The following is a 16,882-nucleotide window of genomic DNA, read 5'->3' as shown; positions in this document are numbered from 1 at the left end:
CATGGCGCGGCACCGTGCGGAGGCGGTCTCGATCGACCCACCCCTCACGCGAAGGAGCGACGTCATGCACGACACCAGCCCCCGGACGGCCGACGGCAAGGTGCTGTGGCACTTCTCGATGTCGCTGGACGGGTTCGTCGCGGGACCCGGTCACGGCATGGACTGGATGCCCGCCGCGACCAACCGCCCAGGTCTCGTCGAGGAGTACCTGGAGACGACGGGGGCGGTCCTCGGCGGGCGCGACGGGTGGGACGCGTTCCCCGCCGCGGGGGCCGTGTACGGGGGTGCGTGGAGCGGGCCCGTCTTCGTGCTCACCCACCATCCCGAGGACGCCGAGCCCGCCGACGGGGTGACGTTCCTGAACTGCGACGTCGCCGAGGCGGTGCAGATCGCGCGGCGCGCCGCGGGCGGCAAGAACGTCGAGGTGCTCTCCCCGTCCATCGGCAGGCAACTCCTCGACGCCGGCCTGCTCGACGAGATCGATCTGCACATCCTGCCCGTGCTGCTCGGTGACGGGATCCGGCTGTACGACGCGCCTGGCGGGGCGCCGGTGCCGCTGGAGTTCGTCAACGGCGACCCGGTGGAGGAGATCAACCTCCGTTATCGACCGGTCGGCCGGAGCGGCGGCTGACTCCGCCCCTGCCCGGAACCCGCATTGGGTGCTCGCTCAGTGCGCGGACGTCGCGTGGGGCGCGGTGAGGGCGAGGAAGGTGCCGGCCAGCCGGCGACCGAACTCGTCGTCGACCGGCTGTCCGGACAGGGCGACCCGCGCCAGCAGGGGAGAGAGGAGCAGCTCGACCAGCATGCCGACGTCGGTGTCCGGAGGTAGCTCGCCGCGCTCGATCGCCCGCTCGAAGGGCAGCCGCATGAACGCGGTGTCCTGCCGGGCCAGCTCGTGCAGCCCGGCGCGCAGTTCCTGGTCATCGGCCGTGGCGCGGGTCTGGACGAACGCCACTGTCGTGGGGCTCCGGAACAAACGGGTCAGGCCCCGGACGAGGGCCTCGATGTCGGCGGCCAGGCTGCCCTCGTCGACCCGCGGGTAGTGCTCGAGCTCGCCGGTGACCAGCACGTCCTGGACGAGCTGGGCCTTCGTCGTCCACTGGCGGTAGAGCGTGGACTTGTGGACGCCGGCGGCGGCTGCGACGTCGTCGAGGCGCAGCCCGGCGTAGCCCTCGGCGACCAGCAGACGGCGGACGGCGGCGTGGACGTCCTGGCGGACGCGATCACTCAGTCCCCGCGGCCGTCCGCGGCTGCTCGGCGCGCTCACCCGGGCAGCGTCGCACGGCGGGCCGCGCGTTCCAAGATTTTCTGCGACAAGCCGTTGCAGAAAATCACTCGCGCTCGCTAGCTTCACGGGGGAGTGAGGTGCCTCAGCAGCCTGCCGTGCAGGTCCGCACCGCCGCCCCTCGCCACAGCCGTCGTCCGAACCAGGGAGTACTCGTGCAGCTCGACAACGTGTCCGCCATCGTCACCGGAGGCGCGTCCGGACTGGGGGCGGCCACCGCTCGCGTCCTCGCCGCCCGCGGCGCCAAGGTCGTCGTCGCGGACATCGCCGACGACAAGGGCAAGGAGCTCGCCGCCGAGATCGGTGGCCAGTTCGCCCACGTCGACGTCACCAAGACCGACGACATCATCGCGGCGACGGAGCAGGCCAAGAAGCTCGGCCCGCTGCGCGTCCTCGTGAACTGCGCGGGGATCGGCTCGGCCAGCCGGACCGTGGGCCGCGGCGGCTACGAGACCGCCTTCGACCTCGACACCTTCCGCCGGGTCCTCGAGATCAACACCGTCGGCACCTTCGACTGCATCCGCATCGTCGGCACCGCCATGGCGCAGGAGGAGCCGCTGGAGGACGGCGAGCGGGGCTCGATCCTCAACACCGCCTCCGTCGCCGCGCTCGACGGCCAGATCGGGCAGGCCGCCTACTCCGCGTCCAAGGGTGCCGTCGTCTCCATGACGCTGCCGATCGCCCGCGACCTCTCCGCCATCGGCGTGCGGGTCAACACCATCGCCCCCGGCCTCATCGACACCCCGATCTACGGCTCGGGCGAGGCCTCCGAGGCGTTCAAGGACAAGCTCAAGCGCGACGTGCTCTTCCCCAAGCGCCTGGGCTACGGCGAGGAGTTCGCCACCCTCGCCGTCGAGGTGCTGGCCAACAGCTACATGAACGCCGAGCTGATCCGCCTCGACGGCGGCGCCCGCCTCCAGCCGAAGTGATGCCGAGCCGGGGGTGCGGTCGCTGACGGCGGCCGCACCCCCGGCCGGTTCCCGTCCGATCGCAACGACCGAACGTTCGACTCACCGAGGGAGTGGACTGTGTCCGACGAGGTGCTCCTGGACCGCCGGGACGGCGTCCTGATCATCACCATCAATCGCCCGGAGGCGCGCAACGCGCTGAACAAGGCGGTGGCCGACGCAGTCGCGGCCGCCGTCGACGAGCTGGACTCGTCGGACGAGCTGCGCGTCGGCGTCCTGACCGGCGCCGGCGGGACCTTCTCCTCGGGGATGGACCTGAAGGCCTTCATGCGTGGCGAGACCCCCAGCATCGAGGGCCGCGGGCTGTGCGGGATCACCGAGACCCCGCCGCGCAAGCCGCTGATCGGCGCCGTCGAGGGCTGGGCGCTGGCCGGTGGCTTCGAACTGCTGCTCGCCTGCGACCTCATCGTCGCCGCCGAGGACGCCCGGTTCGGTGTTCCCGAGGTGAAGCGATCACTGGTCGCTGCCGGTGGCGCTGCGCTCGCGCTGCCCCGCCGGATCCCGCAGTCGATCGCGCTGGAGCTGCTGCTCACCGGCGACCCGATCAGCGCTTCCCGGGCGGCCGAGGTCGGCCTGGTCAACCGCGTGACGGCGTCGGGGGAGGCCCTCGACGGGGCGCTCGCGCTGGCCGCGACCATCGCGGCGAACGGACCGCTTGCCGTGGCCGCCACCAAGCACATCGTCCGCTCGGCCCCCGACTGGACGTTCCAGCAGGGCTGGCAGGAGCAGAGCAAGGTCATCGGGCCGGTGTTCGCCAGCGAGGACGCGCGCGAGGGCGCGACCGCCTTCGCGGAGAAGCGTGCACCTCAGTGGAAGAACCGCTGAGGCTCCGCCTGAACCCCTAGTTCCTCCGCGACGGGAGGAAGTGGTCCGGGCCGTCCCGTGTGGACGGCCCGGACGTCAGGCGACGTCGGTGCGGGCGCCGGCGAGGTACTCGCGGACGGCCGGCTCGGGCACCCGGAAGGACCGGCCGACGCGGACCGCGGCCATCTCCCCGCCGTGGACCAGGCGGTACACGGTCATCTTCGAGACCCGCATGATCGCCGCGACCTCGGTCACGGTCAGGAACGAGACCGCGGGACGCGGAGCCGGGCGCTGCATCGGCTGGCCGGCGGCCATGGGGTGACCGGCCATGGGGCGGGCGGCCATCGGGTGCTGGACGGCGGGACGCGGGCCGGGGACGGCGGGGCGCTGGACGGGGCGCGAGCCGTAGGCGGCCGGCCGGGCGAGAGCAGGAGCGGCGGAGCGGTGGGGAAGGGTCACGTCGGTCTCCTCGGGGTGGCCGCGCTGGGGCGGGGTGGTCTCGGCACCAGCGACGTTGTGCGCCTGTGCTGCTACCGACAGTAAGTGCACGTCCCTGCCGTCACGAGAGTTACATCGGACGAGACGGACCGGTCCGCTTCGGCAGAAGTTGGCCTAGGCACCCGGCACCGGCCGCCCGGGGTCCACGGCCGGGGCTCGGAGGTCGAGGGAAGTGGGTTGCGCGGCCCGCGGTGCCGACGCGAGGGTGTCGCCGTGAGCGATCTGGGCGTGGACACGCAGGTGGAGCAGGTCGACGAGGGGCGCTTCCGGGCCACGCCGTCGCCGGAGTGGGACATCTGGGGGCCGATGGGCGGCTACATCGCCTCCTTCGCACTACGGGCGGTCGGCGCCACCGCGCACGATCGGGTGCCGGCCGCGTTCTCGTGCCACTACCTCGGGGTGGCCCGCCCGGAACCGATCGACATCGAGGTGCACCACGTCAAGCCGGGGCGCGTCGCGAGCTCGTCGACCGTCGCGATCACCCAGAACGGGAAGCCGATCCTCAACGCGCTGGTGTGGGCCGTCGCCGAGAACGAGGGCCTGGAGCACGACGAGACGGTGCCGCCCGACGTTCCCGGGCCGGACGAGCTGAAGTCCATCGAGGAGCTGGTGCCGGCGGGCAGCGGGCCTCCGTTCCCCTTCTGGAACAACCTCGAGGGGCGCCCCGTCGCGTGGGAGGACGCTCCGCCGGACGGCCCTCGCCCGGCGGTGTGGCAGGAGTGGCTCCGGTTCCGGACGACGGCGACGTTCCCCGACCCGTGGACCGATGCGGCCCGCTCGGTGATCCTGATCGACCTGCCCAGCTGGCCCTCGGCCCACCGCCCCCATGCGTGGCAGCGGCCGGCCTACATCGCGCCGACCCTGGACCTGAACGTCGCCTTCCATCGCCCGGCCACCGAGGAGCCCTGGCTGCTCTGCGACGGCTCCGCGCCGGTCTCCACCCGGGGGATGTTCGGCTGGCGCGCCAACGTCTGGTCACCGGGCGGGACGCTGCACGCCTCCGGTGGCGGCCAGTGTCTCTACCGTCGCCGCCCTTCCTGACCGACCGCGACCCCCGGCTCGATGCAGGACGGTTGTTGCCCAAAATGCTTCGAGCATGAAATCGTCCGGTTATGCCGTGGGTCACCCCCCGGCGTCCTGTCGCGCAACCGCCGAGGAGGCGTCGTTCCCGTGTCGTTGAGTCACACAGAGGCCGTGGCAGAAGTCACCAGCCCAGGGCAGATGTTCGAGCTGGCCTCCTGGACGCGGCCTGACGGCGTGACCTACGACGTCTTCAAGCACGCGCCGCAGAGCATGCGCGAGATCTTCGCGCTCGCCCGCGCCCACGGGGATGCGCCCTACCTCGTCTTCGGGGACGAGCGGCGCACCTTCACCGAGACCTTCGCCGAGGCCGACGCCTTCGCCGCCGCCCTGGTCGAGCGCTACGGCGTCAAGAAGGGCGACCGCGTCGCGATCGCGATGCGCAACTACCCGGAGTGGGTCGAGGCGTTCATCGCGATCCTCTCGATCGGTGCCATCAACGTCTCGATGAACGCGTGGTGGACCGAGGACGAGCTCGACTTCGCCCTCGAGGACTCGGGCGCGACCCTGATCGTCGCCGACGAGCAGCGGGCCAAGCTCGCCGCCGCCTCGGCGCAGCGGCTGGGGGCGCGGACCGTCGTCGTCCGCGCGTCCGCCCCGGTCGAGGGCGCGGACAGGTGGGAGGACGTCGTCGTCCCCGGCACTGCGCTGCCCGACGTGACGGTCGAGTCGGAGGACGACGCGACCATCCTCTACACCTCCGGCACCACGGGCCGTCCCAAGGGTGCGGTCTCCACGCACCGCGCGCTGGTCAACACCGTCATGGGCTTCCTGGCCCGGGGCATGGTGGCCGCGCTGGTCACGCCCCCGGAGGACCCGGACGCCCCGCCCGGGGGCGCGATCCTCGCCGTCCCGCTCTTCCACGTCACCGGCTGCGTCGCCGTGATGCTGGGGTCGCTGGTCGCCGGCCGGAAGCTGGCGATCATGTACAAGTGGGACCCCGAGGCCGCGCTCAAGCTCATCGAGAGCGAGCAGCTCAGCGCCTTCGTCGGTGTGCCGACGCAGAGCATCGACATGCTGCAGCACCCGCGGTTCAACGAGTACGACACCTCGAGCCTGCTGTCGGTGGGTGGTGGCGGCGCGCCCACGCCGCCGGCGCTCATCGCCAACATCGACAACTCGTTCAAGGCGGCCAGCCCCGGCTTCTCCTACGGCATGACCGAGACCAACGCGCTCGGCCCGAGCCTGGCCGGGCAGGATGCGCTGGAGAAGCCGATGGCCGCCGGCCGGGTGCCCCTGCCCATGCAGGTCGAGATCCGCGACCCCGCCACCTTCGACGTCCTCCCGGTGGGGGAGCGCGGCGAGATCTGGTTCCGCGGCGTCAACCTCATCCGCGGGTACTGGAACCGGCCGGACGCGACCGCCGAGACCATCGTCGACGGCTGGCTGCGCACCGGTGACATCGGGCACCTCGACGAGGAGGGCCTGGTCTACGTGGACGACCGGCTCAAGGACATGGTCCTCCGCGGCGGGGAGAACGTGTACTGCGCCGAGGTCGAGGCCGCCATCTACGAGCACCCCGCCGTCATGGAGGCCGCCGTGCTCGGCGTGCCCCACGAGCGGCTGGGCGAGGAGGTCGCCACGGTGATCGTGCTCAACGACGGCGCCTCGCTGACCCAGGACGAGCTGGTGGGATTCCTGGGCGAGCGGCTCGCTTCGTTCAAGATCCCGACCGTGATCGACATCCGCACCTCGCCGCTGCCGCGCAACCCGGCCGGCAAGTTCATGAAGCGCGACCTGCGCGGGGAGCTCGCGTCGCAGGCCGGATAGCGCGGCTCGTCGGCGCGGCACCCTGGCCTCGGACGTCCCGAGGTTAGGGTGCGCAGGACATGCTGAGGACTCCGCCGCGCAAGCTCAGCGTCGCCGTCACCCTGGTGCTGCTCATTCTCACGGTGGGGCTGGCGGTCCTGACCTGGCAGGTCAACGCCGAGAGCGAGCAGAGTCTGCTGCGCCGTCAACTCGCCCAGGTGGGGACGGTGCTCGGGAGCCAGGCCGCGGTCCTGCAGGTCCAGTTGGCGGACCTCGGTGCCGTCGCGGTCGCCACCGACGAGGACCCGGACGCATTCGCCCGCTTCGCCGACAGCCAGTTGAGGGAGACCGGCCAGTCCCTGTCGCTGTGGCGGATCACGGACGACGAAGCCGAGCGGCTGGTCGTCCAGGGCGTGGACCCGCTGGTGCCGGAGGACGGGGCGGACGCTTTCACCGGACTGGAGGCGACCGGAGAGCTCCTGATGTTCGGGATCCTGCCGGGGGAACCCGACCGGCTGACCTACGGGCTGCGGCCGGCCGAGGGCGACGGCGACCTCCTCGTGTACGCCGAGTCGCCGCTGCCGCCGGAGCGCCGGCTGACCGTGCCCGAGGGCTCGCCGCTGGCCGGACTCGACCTCGCGCTGTACCTCGGGGACGACGTCGACCCGGACCGGTTGCTGCAGGCGACGGAGGATGCCCCCGACCCCGGCCGCTCGGAGACGACGACGGTGCCGTTCGGCGACACGACGCTCACCGTCGTCGGCGTCGCCCAGGCATCCCTGAGCAGCGCCCTGTCCAGCGCCCTGCCGTGGATCGTGCTCGGCGCCGGTCTCCTCCTCGCCCTGGCCGGAGGGGTGACGGTGGAGTACGTCTCCCGCCGCAGGGCCCTGGCCGAGCGCCTGGCCGCCGAGAACGAACGGCTCTACCGGGAGCAGCGCGGCATCGCCGGCACGCTCCAGCACGCACTCCTGCCGGCCGTCCCGGAGATGAGCGGTGTCGGGATCGCGGCGCGCTACGTCGCCGGCGTCGACGAGCTCGACGTGGGTGGCGACTGGTACGACGTCATCGCCCGTGGGCCGCACTGCTGCGTCTTCGTGGTCGGCGACATCTCCGGTCGCGGACTCCCCGCCGCCACGACCATGGCCGCGCTGCGGTTCGCCGTCCGCGCGTACGTGGCCGAGGGGCACGACATCGAGGTGGTGATGGCCCGGCTGCGTGATCTGCTCGACATCAGCACCGATCACCAGTTCGCCACCGTGCTCCTCGGTGAGCTGGACACGTCCTCCGACCGGCTGCGTCTGGTCTCCGCCGGGCACTTCGCTCCGGTGCTGGTCACCGGCGGCTCCGCGACGATGCTGGACTGCCCGGTCGCCCCGCCGGTCGGCGTGCCGGCTCCGCACCCGCCGGGCGCCACGGTGGTGCCGATCACCTCGGCGGCGACGCTGGTCGCCTTCACCGACGGGGCGGTCGAACGCCGCCGGGAACCCCTCGACACCGGCCTGGAGCGGCTGCGCGTCGCTGCGGCCGCTGCCGGCTCGCGACCGCTCGAGGGCATGCTCGACGACCTGCTGGCCGAGCTGTCGAGCGAGGGCAACAAGGACGACACGGTGCTGCTGGCGCTGCGCTGGGGCTGACTCAGCCTCGGGCGCGGAGGGCGATCAGTGCGACGTCGTCGTCCGCACCGGTCGGGGGCAGCAGGGTCATCAGCTCGTCGCACAGCGCTGCCACGCCGAGCCGGGCCGACCGGGCGAGGACGTCGACCAGCCGGGCCAGGCCGGCGTCGAGATCCCGGGTGCCGTGCTCGTCCGCGGTGTGCTCGATCAGTCCGTCGGTGTAGAGGACCAGCGTCGCGCCGGGCGGGAGGGACGTCCGGTGATCGGGGCGGGGCCGCCCGGAGAGGACTCCGAGCGGCAGGCCGATCGACTGCGAGAGGACGTCGACCCGGCCGTCGGGATGGACCAGCAGCGGAGGGGGATGACCGGCCGACGACCACCGGACGCTGTGGTTGCGCTGCGCGTCGGGGTGGGCCTCGACCTGGGTGATCAGCGCCGTCGCGAAGACCTGGTGCCCGAGGATGTCCACCGCGGCGTCCACCGCGCCGAGGACCTCCGCCGGCCCGGCCGTCCCGGCGTGACCGGCCATGCGCACCATCGCGCGCAGCTCGCCCATGGTGGCGGCGGCATCGATGTCGTGGCCCGCCACGTCGCCGATCACCACGCTGGTGGTCCCGGTCGCGTCGAGGAAGGCGTCGTACCAGTCGCCACCGACCAGCTGCGCGTCGCCGGCGGGCAGGTACCGCGAGGCGAGTTCCAGTCGGTCCGGACGCGGCAGCGCCGGCGGCAGGAGCGCCCGCTGCATGGTCTCGGAGACCGTGCGCTCCCGGGCGTAGGCGAGGGCGTTCTCGACGATCAGGGCCGCCCGGTCGGCGACGGCGGTGATCAGGTCCTGGTCGGTGTCGCCGTAGGCGGGAGAGCCGTCGACGCGCGCGACGGTCAGGACGGCGACGACCTCCTGACGGCTGGCCAGCGGCACCACCACGGCGCTGCAGACCGACAGCCGGTCCGCCGCCGCCCGCTGCCCCGGGGTGAGCTGTTCGGGTCCGGGTAGCACGATGAGCTCGGGCTTGCCGGTGACCGCAACGTGGCCGGGGCCGCTCTCCTCCCCGACGCGGCGACCGGCGTGGCGGATCCAGTCCCACAGGACGTCGAGCCCGTCCGCGTCGCGGTGCCGGGCGGAGACCGGTCGCAGGCTGCCGTCCCGCTCCACGGTGCAGACGTAGGCGAAGTCGCCCAGCGCCGGCACGGCCAGGGTGGCGATCGCCTCCCAGACGTGGGCGAGTTCCGATCCGGCGGTCAGCAGGCCGCCGATGCGGGCCAGCAACGACGCGCGGTCGGCTTCGGCGCGGGCGGCGGCCCGGGCCTCCTCCGCCGCGGCGGTGGCGGCGCGCAGGGCCACCTCCCGCGAGGCGATGGCCGCGAGGTCCTCCAGCAGGGCGACGTCGGACGGGGTCCACTCGTGCACGTCGGTGTCGACCACGCAGAAGCTGCCGAGCACGTGGCCGTCCGGGGTGTGCACCGGGAAGCCGGCCCAGGCCCGCACGCCCATGCCCTCGATGGAGGGGTTGTCCCGCGTGCGGTCATCGGCGGTGACGTCACGCGACACCAGCGGCTCGCCGCCCAGCACGTACTGGCAGAACGACTCCTCGACCGTGTTCTGCACGGGGCCGTCGACCGCCAGCCCCTGCCGGCTGAGCCAGTACGAGCGCTCGTCGTCGACCACCGTGATGAACGCCAGCGGCGCCCCGGTGAGCCGTCGGGCCAGTGCCGTCAGGCGGTCGAAGGACGACTCGGCCCCGGCGTCGAGCAGTTCCGTGGCGCGTACCGCTGCCAGCCGACCGGCGTCCGTGACGGGGGAGTCGCCCCGCGGCGGCTGCGCCGGCGGAACGGCTGCTCGTCGGGGCTGCACATACATGTCGCATCACATGATGGCAGGCAATGGGTGTAGCCGCACCAATCGAGCCGCTCCCGCGCGGCCAGACCCGTGTCGGGCGGGTGTCGGGCCGCAGCGGGCATCGACGATGCTGTCCGCAGCGCGCCCGCGTCCGGGCCGCGCCGTGCGACGTGCTGGAGGCCTGGAGTGGACGGGACACCCGACGCGCTGCTGGCGGAGGCGACGACGGTCGCCGACCTGCTGCTCGACGTCCAGACCCGGGTGAACGCGCAGATCGACGCCGCGCTGAGCGAACTCCTCCCCGAGGTCGCGCAGCGGCTGGGCGTCGCGGACGCGCCACCGGTCGACCTCGGTGGCCTGGTGAACGCCAGGATCACCGGCCTGAGCGTCGTCGTCACCCCGGCGGCGGTCGCGTCCGTCGTCCCGCTGTCCGGGGAGTCGGTCGCCACCACCCGGGTGGCCCGTGGCGCGGTCACCGACGTGCTCGGCGGCGCCGACGACCGCGTGGTCGTGATCGCCGGGCCGTGCTCGATCCACGACCCGGCCGCCGCGCTCGAGTACGCCGCCTTCCTCGCGCGCATGCGGGAGCGGCACGGCGACGACCTCGAGATCCTCATGCGGACCTACACCGAGAAGCCGCGCACCGAGGTGGACTGGAAGGGCTTCGCCTACGACCCGTTCCTGGACGGCTCCAGCCGGATCAGCGTGGGGCTGGTGGCGACCCGGATGCTCATGGGCCGGATCACCGAGCTCGGGGTCCCGGTGGCGGCCGAGCCGCTCAACGCGCTCACCCCGCAGTACGTCAACGGCCTGGTGACCTACAACGGCGTCGGCGCCCGCAACGTCACCGACCAGACCGCGCGCGAGCGGGTCTCCGGCTTCTCCTCCGTCGTCGGCTTCAAGAACTCGCCCGAGGGGAGCATCGACGCCGCGATCCAGGCCGTCGTCGCCGCCCGCGCCCCGCACGAGTTCCTCGGCGTGGACGCGCACGGGGTCAGCGCACAGCTGTCGACGACGGGCAACGACACCGGCCACGTCATCCTCCGCGGGGACAGGGCGGGCCCCAACTACTCCGCCGCCCACATCGCCGAGACCAGGCGGAAGCTCGCCGCCCGCGGCCTGCCGGAGGTGGTCGTCGTCGACGCCTCCCACGGCAACAGCCAGAAGGACCACCGGCGGCAGATCGAGGTCGTGCGCGACCTGGCCGGGCAGATCGCCGGCGGGGAGCGGGCGATCCGCGGCGTCATGGTCGAGAGCAACCTCGTGGCCGGGCGGCAGGACCTCGACCGGCGCCACCCCGAGCGGCTGACCTACGGCTGCAGCGTCACCGACGCGTGCGTCGACCTGGACACGACCGAGGTGATCCTGGCCGAGCTGGCCGCGGCCACCCGGGCCAGGCGAGTGGGTTCCGGGCGCCCCTGAGGACAGCGGGCCGCCGAGGTCGAGCCCCGTGACCGCGTGGAGCTCGACAGTCCGGCCGCCCGGCGGACGAACAGGGCCAGGCTCACCGGAGGTTCGGCGTGCCGCCGCGGCCCGGGCGGCTCATCCTGGAGACGAGTGGCCGGCTCCGGGCTAGCAGGCATTCCGAGGGAGGCACCGTGCGCGGGTCCCGTTCGCAGGCCGTACTGGGCGGCCTGCTCCTCACCTCGGTCGTCGTGCTGGGCGGATGTGGCGAGGACGAGGAGCCCGCCGGCCCGGGCGGCCCGGGGGTGGCGGCCTCCGTGGGGGACATGGAGTTGCGCAACGTCCGCCTGGACAACCCTCCGGACGGCATCTACGAGATCGGCTCGGCCGCCCTCCTCGGTGTCGCGATGGTCAACAGCGGTGACGAGGACGACGAGCTGGTCGGCGTGTCCGGCCCGGACTTCACCGGCACGGTGGTGGACGAGGATCCGGCCTCCTCCGATCCCGGCATCAGCATCCCGGAGGGGGAGACGGTGTTCACCGACGGCCCCGACGGCCCGGTCCTGGTGATCGTGGGCCTGGACGAGACCCTGCGCACCGCCGAGTCACTGGAGATCACCTTCACCTTCCAGGAGGCCGGCGAGGTCACGGTGGACGCCCCGGTCAGCGCGCCGCTGCGGCTGACGCTCGACCGTTTCCTGCGCGAGCAGGCGTCGGGCGACTGAGGCCGGCCGGGAGCCCGCCGGCCCGGACGGCCTAGGGCGGCTGATCGCTGGGTTCGAGCACCGCCGGTTCTCCGTCGGGCTCTGCTGATGCCGGCTCGTGCGCCTCGTCGATGCTGCGGCGGTACGTCGTCGCGGCGGCCACGATCGCGCCGACCACGGGGACGGCGAGGAAGAGCCCCACGATGCCGAAGGCCAGCCCCGCGGTGGTGGTGAGGAGCAGCGTGATGAGGGGTGGGAAGTTGACCGCCCGGGACAGGAGCAGCGGGGACAGGACGTTGCCCTCGATCTGCTGGACGGCGAGGACGATGAGCAGGGCCCACAGCGCGGTCGACCAGCCGCCGGCGACGAACGCGACACCCACCGCGGCGACCCCGGCCAGCGTGGCGCCGACCAGCGGGATGTACCCGAGCACGAAGGTCAGGGCGCCGATCGGGACGGCCAGCGGCACTCCGAGCACGAGCAGCCCGGCCCCGATCAGGACGCCGTCGATCAGGCCGGTGAGCGTCGAGGCGTAGAACCACCCTCCGGTCGTGGTCATGACGGCGCGGAAGGACTCCGTGGCCGGCTCCCGGTTGCGCTCGGGCAGCAGGCCGGTGAACTGCCACCACAGCTTGTCCCCGCCGGTGAGCGCGAAGATCGCGAAGAAGATGGCGATGCCGAGCACCGTGGCGACGTTGCTGAGGGCGCCCACGCCGGCGACGACGCCCGAACCGAGACCGTCCAGCACGGCGCCGACCGTGCTCTCGAGCTGATTGAGAGCCTCGCGCGCCAGCGGCGACTCCTCGGCCACCGGCCGGTCCGCCGCCCAGTCGGTGAACGTGTCCACCAGGGCCGCACCGGCGTCCACCAGTCCGGGGATGTTGGCGATGATCTGCGAGACGACGAAGTAGGCGAGGAGAGCGAAGGAGCCGAGCAGGAAGACCACGGTGACGATGGCCGCGAGCACGGGTGGCCACCCGTGGCGGCGCAGCCATCGGGCCACGGGCCACAGCATCGAGACGACCGCGAACCCCAGGACCACGGCGGTGACGACCAGCGTGACCTGGAGCGCCATCCACAGCACCGCACCGATCGCCACCAGGATGACCAGGAAGCGAGCGGCGATCCCGGCACCCCGGTCGAGCCACAGCGGGTAGGGACGGCGGTCGTGGGCCGGCGTCGTCACCCCGTGAGAGTAGGACCGGCCCCACGTCGTCGCGGCCCGACACGGTCGCCACGTGCCGCGCAGGTCGTCAGGGTTCCGGCGAGCCCCGGGGCGCCCGCGGAGCGACGATTCCGTGCATGTCTCGTCGACGTCGGGCCGTGCGGCGCTGGGCGCCGATGACCGCCACGTCGGCGGGGCTGCTGACCTGGAGCAACCTCGTCGTCCCCGCCCTGCCGCCGTCGACCGGTGTCCGCGCCGTCGTCAACGTCGCGGGGACAGCCGGGCTGGTGCTGGCCGCGCGCTCGGCCGGGCTGACGTGGGCAGAGCTCGGGCTGAGCCGCTCGACCTGGCGCACCGGGGCGCGGTGGGGCGGTGCGCTGCTCGGCGTGGCCGGCGCCGGCTACCTGATCGCCCTGGCCGTCCCCGCCGGACGTGGGGCCATCGCGGGGTTCGCGCCGGACGGCGTGACCACCGGGGAGGTCGCCGCCCGCGCGCTCGTGCTGATCCCCCTGGGGGTCGTCGTCTGCGAGGAGGTCGCCTTCCGGGGGGTCCTGCTGGCGGTCGCGCGGCGGCGGCTGCCCGTCCGCTGGGCGGCGGTGGTGACGTCGGTGGTCTTCGGCCTGTGGCACCTCAGCACGGCGTTCGACGACGCCCGGTCCGCGGCATCCCCGGTGCTCACGAGCGGCTCCGTCGCCGGCACCGTCGTCGGCACGGGCACCGGGGGACTGGTCCTCGCCTGGCTGCGGCTGCGCAGCGACAGCGTGCTGGCACCGGTCGGTCTGCACCTCGGCACGAACAGCCTCGGTCTGCTGGCCGCGGCGGCAGCGCGCTGAGCGGAGGTTGGCGCCGTCGTCCCCGCGGGTAGGAGCGACCGCATGGCATCTGTACTGGTCAGGCCCCGGTCCGGCAAGGTTCTCGCGGGGGTGTGCGCAGCCCTGGCGGACCGGTTCGGGATCTCCCGCGGGCTGGTGCGCGTGGCCTTCGTGCTGTTCGGCCTCTTCGGGTTGGGCGAGCTCGCCTACATCGTCCTGTGGATCCTCATCCCGAAGGCGCCGTCGGCCGGCCGCGCGGCCTGACCCGGATGGGGGCGGGGCGGTGACGGCGGGCCGTCCCGGCGGGAGGATGAGCTGATGACCCCGCTCCGCTGTCCCGCGGCGTGAGCACGAGGGTGTCGTCCGGCCGGGCGGAGGAGGACGCCGCGGTCGCCCTGCTGGACCGGCGCGGATGGCGGACGTTGCGCGCGGACGCGACCGGCCTGGTCGTGGCGACCCTGTTCGCGCTCCTGGCGATGACGCCGTCCCTCCTGCCCCGGGGCTGGTTGTTCCAGGGGATCGTCAGCGGCCTGTCCGCGGGGATCGGCTACGGCCTCGGCGTGCTGCTGGCCTGGCTCGTCCGCCGCACCGCGGCCTACCGGCGGGCGGCCGGCCGGATCGACCGCGTGGTGCCCGAGCGGGTGCGGCGCGGGGCGTGGGGAACCCTGCTGGCCGGCATCCCTGTCGCGCTGCTCGTCGTCCTGGTGATCGCCGCTGACTGGCAGCGGGAGACCCGCGAGCTCGTCGGGCTGCCGCCGGAGACCAGCGCCGGTTGGCTGCGCGCGGCGCCGGTGATCGTCGTCCTCGCGGCTCTGCTCGTGGCGCTGGGCCGCGGTCTCCGGTGGATGGTGCGCGGGACCGCCCTGCTCCTGCGCCGGTGGCTCCGCCTGCCGCCGCGGGTGGCGCTCGGGATCGGCGTCGTCGCGGTGCTGCTCCTGACCGCGGGGGTCGTCGAAGGCGTGGTCCTGCGCTGGGCGCTGAACACCGCCGATGCGAGCTTCAGCGTCAGCAACGAGCGCACGCCCGAGGGGGTGACCCGGCCGGAGCTCGCCGAGCGATCCGGGTCCCCGTCCTCGCTCTCGACGTGGGACACCCTGGGGCACTACGGCCAGGACTTCGTGGCCGGAGGGCCGTCCCGCGACCGGATCGCCGAGGCCTCCGGCCTGCCCGAGGACGACGTGCAGGTTCCCATCCGCGTGTACGTCGGACTGGAGGGCGCCGACGGGTACGCCGCCCAGGCCGAGCTGGCGGTGACCGAGCTCGAGCGCACCGGCGCGTTCGACCGGGCCGTGCTGCTGGTGAACACGACGACGGGCACCGGCTGGGTGAACCAGGCCGCGCCGGAGGCTCTCGAGCTGATGTACGGGGGCGACGTCGCGACCGTGGCGACGCAGTACTCCTACCTGCCGAGCTGGATCTCCTTCCTCGTCGACAGCAGCCGGTCGAAGGCGGCCGGCCGCAGCCTGTTCGACGCGGTGCACGCCCGCGTGCAGGAGGTCCCCGAAGACCGGCGTCCCCGGCTGCTGGTGTACGGGGAGAGTCTCGGTTCGCAGGGCTCGGAGGCCGCATTCGACGGACTGCTCGACATCCGCGAGCGGGCCGACGGCGTGCTGTGGACCGGGCCACCGAACAGCAACGAGCTGTGGGCGCAACTGGTCGAGCGTCGCGATCCGGGGACGAGGGAGATGGATCCCGCCTACGCCGGCGGTCTCGTCGTCCGGTTCGCCGACGACCCGGAGGACCTGCGCCGTCCCGACGGACCGTGGCTGGAGCCGCGGGTCGCCTACCTCATGCACCCGACCGACCCGGTCGTGTGGTGGTCGCCGGACCTGCTGTTCTCGCGCCCGGACTGGCTCGTCGAACCCCGTGGGAACGGCGTCAACCCGGCGATGAGCTGGTACCCGGTCGTCACCTTCTGGCAGGTGAGCGCCGACCTCACCAACGCCGACTACCCGCCGATGGGGTACGGGCACAACTACGCCGATCAGCTGCTGGACGCCTGGGCGGTCGTCGCGCCGCCGCCCGGCTGGACCGTCCCGGACACCGACCGCGCCCGCCGGGTCTTCCTCGACTGATCCCGGTCAGGCGATGGCCCCGGCCACCCACTCCGCGGCGAGCCGGCGGGCCCGGACGAGCGGGTCGTCCGAGGGGAGGCCCGAGGTCGTGGCGGCGCGCGCGAAGCGGTTCAGCACCCCGTCGTAGAGCAGCAGCAGGCTGTCCGCCACGTCGTCGGGATCCCGCGCGCCGGCGTCGGTCGCCAGAGCGCGCAGGCGCTCGGCGAGCAGCCGCGAGTCGGCATCCAGCCAGCGCTGCCCGGGATGGCCGGGCGGGAGCTCGGTGGCCGCCGCGAGGAAGCCGCAGCCTCGCCGGTTGCCCTCCCGGCGCCGGTAGAGGGCCACCGCGTCGAAGACCGACAGCAACCGGTCGACGGGGTCGGCCAGGCCGGCGAGCACCTCGTCCCACGTCCGCCGCCAGGCCTCGTGCCGCTGCTCCAGGTACGCGGCCACGAGGCCGTCCTTGCCGGCGAAGTGGGCGTACATGGTGGCGGGGGCGACCCCGGCCCGCGCCAGGACGGCATCGACCCCGGTGGCGGCGATGCCGGACTCGTAGAACAGCTCACCGGCGGCGGCGAGCAGGCGCTCGCGGGCCGGTCGAGCTGCCAGGTCGGGGGACACGGGCCTAGTGTAACGATCGTTATGACGAAACGATCGTTACAGCGGCATTCCTCCGGCTCCCTGGTGGTGGCGGGGCTGGCCCTCATCGCGGTGACCTACGGCCTGGCCCGCTACGGCTACGGCCTCTACCTGCCGCAGTTCCGCGCGGCGTTCGGTCTGTCCGCGGGCGCCGCCGGGGTCATCGCGGCAGGCAGCTACGCCGGCTACTGCGGGGCCGCCGTCCTCGGTGGCCGGCTGGTCGGCAGCGACCGGGCACGCGGCGCCCTCTGGTTCGCCGGTGGCAGTGCC

General features: G+C 73.3%; 17 protein-coding genes. 12 read left to right on the top strand and 5 right to left on the bottom strand.

Going from position 1 to position 16,882, the window contains the following annotated elements; genetic code table 11:
- Window positions 1-64 precede the first annotated feature (64 nt).
- The gene (locus BN344_RS16850) at window positions 65-631 is read left to right on the top strand and encodes a dihydrofolate reductase family protein (protein ID WP_040340082.1); all 567 of its coding nucleotides are present in this window, start codon (window positions 65-67) and stop codon (window positions 629-631) included.
- 36 nt (window positions 632-667) lie between these two features.
- On the opposite strand, the gene BN344_RS16845 is transcribed toward BN344_RS16850, so the two are convergent.
- Entirely contained in the window at window positions 668-1,267 is a 600-nt protein-coding gene (locus BN344_RS16845; protein WP_051516058.1) for a TetR/AcrR family transcriptional regulator, read from the bottom strand.
- A 173-nt stretch (window positions 1,268-1,440) separates the two neighbouring features.
- On the opposite strand from BN344_RS16845, the gene BN344_RS16840 reads away from it, so the two are divergent.
- Together BN344_RS16840 and BN344_RS16835 are read left to right on the top strand one after the other, a co-directional pair.
- Window positions 1,441-2,214, top strand: a complete 774-nt coding sequence (locus BN344_RS16840; RefSeq protein WP_040339650.1) for an SDR family NAD(P)-dependent oxidoreductase — start codon at window positions 1,441-1,443, stop codon at window positions 2,212-2,214.
- Window positions 2,215-2,313: 99 nt separating this feature from the next.
- Complete coding sequence (locus BN344_RS16835) at window positions 2,314-3,078, top strand: crotonase/enoyl-CoA hydratase family protein (protein WP_040339649.1); 765 nt, start codon at window positions 2,314-2,316, stop codon at window positions 3,076-3,078.
- Window positions 3,079-3,153: 75 nt separating this feature from the next.
- On the opposite strand, the gene BN344_RS21280 is transcribed toward BN344_RS16835, so the two are convergent.
- Window positions 3,154-3,516: a helix-turn-helix domain-containing protein gene (locus tag BN344_RS21280; RefSeq protein ID WP_231486949.1), complete on the bottom strand. Its 363-nt coding sequence runs from the start codon at window positions 3,514-3,516 to the stop codon at window positions 3,154-3,156.
- Window positions 3,517-3,768: 252 nt separating this feature from the next.
- On the opposite strand from BN344_RS21280, the gene BN344_RS16825 reads away from it, so the two are divergent.
- From BN344_RS16825 to BN344_RS16815, 3 genes are all read left to right on the top strand, one after another.
- Window positions 3,769-4,596 (top strand): acyl-CoA thioesterase, encoded by an 828-nt coding sequence (locus BN344_RS16825; RefSeq protein ID WP_040339648.1) that lies wholly within the window; start codon window positions 3,769-3,771, stop codon window positions 4,594-4,596.
- A gap of 153 nt (window positions 4,597-4,749) precedes the next feature.
- Window positions 4,750-6,405 (top strand): class I adenylate-forming enzyme family protein, encoded by a 1,656-nt coding sequence (locus BN344_RS16820; protein WP_197022365.1) that lies wholly within the window; start codon window positions 4,750-4,752, stop codon window positions 6,403-6,405.
- Window positions 6,406-6,464: 59 nt separating this feature from the next.
- Window positions 6,465-8,018 (top strand): PP2C family protein-serine/threonine phosphatase, encoded by a 1,554-nt coding sequence (locus BN344_RS16815; RefSeq protein ID WP_040339646.1) that lies wholly within the window; start codon window positions 6,465-6,467, stop codon window positions 8,016-8,018.
- Window position 8,019: 1 nt separating this feature from the next.
- On the opposite strand, the gene BN344_RS16810 is transcribed toward BN344_RS16815, so the two are convergent.
- A complete protein-coding gene (locus BN344_RS16810) occupies window positions 8,020-9,855 on the bottom strand; it encodes a SpoIIE family protein phosphatase (protein ID WP_040339645.1) in 1,836 nt (611 codons plus the stop codon).
- A 165-nt stretch (window positions 9,856-10,020) separates the two neighbouring features.
- Here BN344_RS16810 and BN344_RS16805 point away from each other — a divergent pair, with 165 nt between their 5' ends.
- Both BN344_RS16805 and BN344_RS16800 read left to right on the top strand, forming a co-directional pair.
- Window positions 10,021-11,256, top strand: coding sequence for a 3-deoxy-7-phosphoheptulonate synthase (locus BN344_RS16805; protein WP_231486946.1), 1,236 nt, complete (start codon window positions 10,021-10,023; stop codon window positions 11,254-11,256).
- Window positions 11,257-11,432: 176 nt separating this feature from the next.
- Complete coding sequence (locus BN344_RS16800) at window positions 11,433-11,963, top strand: copper chaperone PCu(A)C (RefSeq protein WP_040339644.1); 531 nt, start codon at window positions 11,433-11,435, stop codon at window positions 11,961-11,963.
- 31 nt (window positions 11,964-11,994) lie between these two features.
- Here BN344_RS16800 and BN344_RS16795 read toward each other — a convergent pair whose 3' ends face one another.
- Window positions 11,995-13,128 carry an AI-2E family transporter gene (locus BN344_RS16795; protein WP_040339643.1) on the bottom strand — a complete coding sequence of 378 codons (1,134 nt, stop codon included), beginning with the start codon at window positions 13,126-13,128 and terminating at the stop codon, window positions 11,995-11,997.
- Window positions 13,129-13,244: 116 nt separating this feature from the next.
- Here BN344_RS16795 and BN344_RS16790 point away from each other — a divergent pair, with 116 nt between their 5' ends.
- The 3 genes from BN344_RS16790 to BN344_RS16780 all read left to right on the top strand — a co-directional run bounded on the left by BN344_RS16790 (window position 13,245) and on the right by BN344_RS16780 (window position 15,994).
- Window positions 13,245-13,940 carry a CPBP family intramembrane glutamic endopeptidase gene (locus BN344_RS16790; protein ID WP_197022364.1) on the top strand — a complete coding sequence of 232 codons (696 nt, stop codon included), beginning with the start codon at window positions 13,245-13,247 and terminating at the stop codon, window positions 13,938-13,940.
- Window positions 13,941-13,982: 42 nt separating this feature from the next.
- Window positions 13,983-14,183: a PspC domain-containing protein gene (locus tag BN344_RS16785; RefSeq protein WP_040339642.1), complete on the top strand. Its 201-nt coding sequence runs from the start codon at window positions 13,983-13,985 to the stop codon at window positions 14,181-14,183.
- An 80-nt stretch (window positions 14,184-14,263) separates the two neighbouring features.
- Window positions 14,264-15,994 carry an alpha/beta hydrolase gene (locus BN344_RS16780; protein ID WP_155858924.1) on the top strand — a complete coding sequence of 577 codons (1,731 nt, stop codon included), beginning with the start codon at window positions 14,264-14,266 and terminating at the stop codon, window positions 15,992-15,994.
- A gap of 6 nt (window positions 15,995-16,000) precedes the next feature.
- On the opposite strand, the gene BN344_RS16775 is transcribed toward BN344_RS16780, so the two are convergent.
- The gene (locus BN344_RS16775; protein ID WP_040339640.1) at window positions 16,001-16,594 is read right to left on the bottom strand and encodes a TetR/AcrR family transcriptional regulator; all 594 of its coding nucleotides are present in this window, start codon (window positions 16,592-16,594) and stop codon (window positions 16,001-16,003) included.
- Window positions 16,595-16,615: 21 nt separating this feature from the next.
- Between BN344_RS16775 and BN344_RS20410 the strand changes: the two genes are divergently transcribed.
- Window positions 16,616-16,882, top strand: a 267-nt coding sequence (locus BN344_RS20410) for a YbfB/YjiJ family MFS transporter (protein WP_414625672.1), incomplete at its 3' end; no start/stop codon positions are given.

It is taken from the genome of Candidatus Blastococcus massiliensis AP3 (assembly GCF_000582785.1).
GTDB classification, from domain to species: domain Bacteria; phylum Actinomycetota; class Actinomycetes; order Mycobacteriales; family Geodermatophilaceae; genus Blastococcus; species Blastococcus massiliensis.
The sequence above is the reverse complement of the archived record's forward strand: the minus strand, read 5'-3'. Positions and strand labels throughout refer to the sequence as shown.

Coding starts and splice junctions, on each gene's coding strand:
- BN344_RS16785 (WP_040339642.1), top strand. CDS start 13,983: ATGGCATCTGTACTGGTCAGGCCCCGGTCCGGCAAGGTTCTCGCGGGG.
- BN344_RS16815 (WP_040339646.1), top strand. CDS start 6,465: ATGCTGAGGACTCCGCCGCGCAAGCTCAGCGTCGCCGTCACCCTGGTG.
- BN344_RS16790 (WP_197022364.1), top strand. CDS start 13,245: ATGTCTCGTCGACGTCGGGCCGTGCGGCGCTGGGCGCCGATGACCGCC.
- BN344_RS16810 (WP_040339645.1), bottom strand. CDS start 9,855: ATGTATGTGCAGCCCCGACGAGCAGCCGTTCCGCCGGCGCAGCCGCCG.
- BN344_RS16850 (WP_040340082.1), top strand. CDS start 65: ATGCACGACACCAGCCCCCGGACGGCCGACGGCAAGGTGCTGTGGCAC.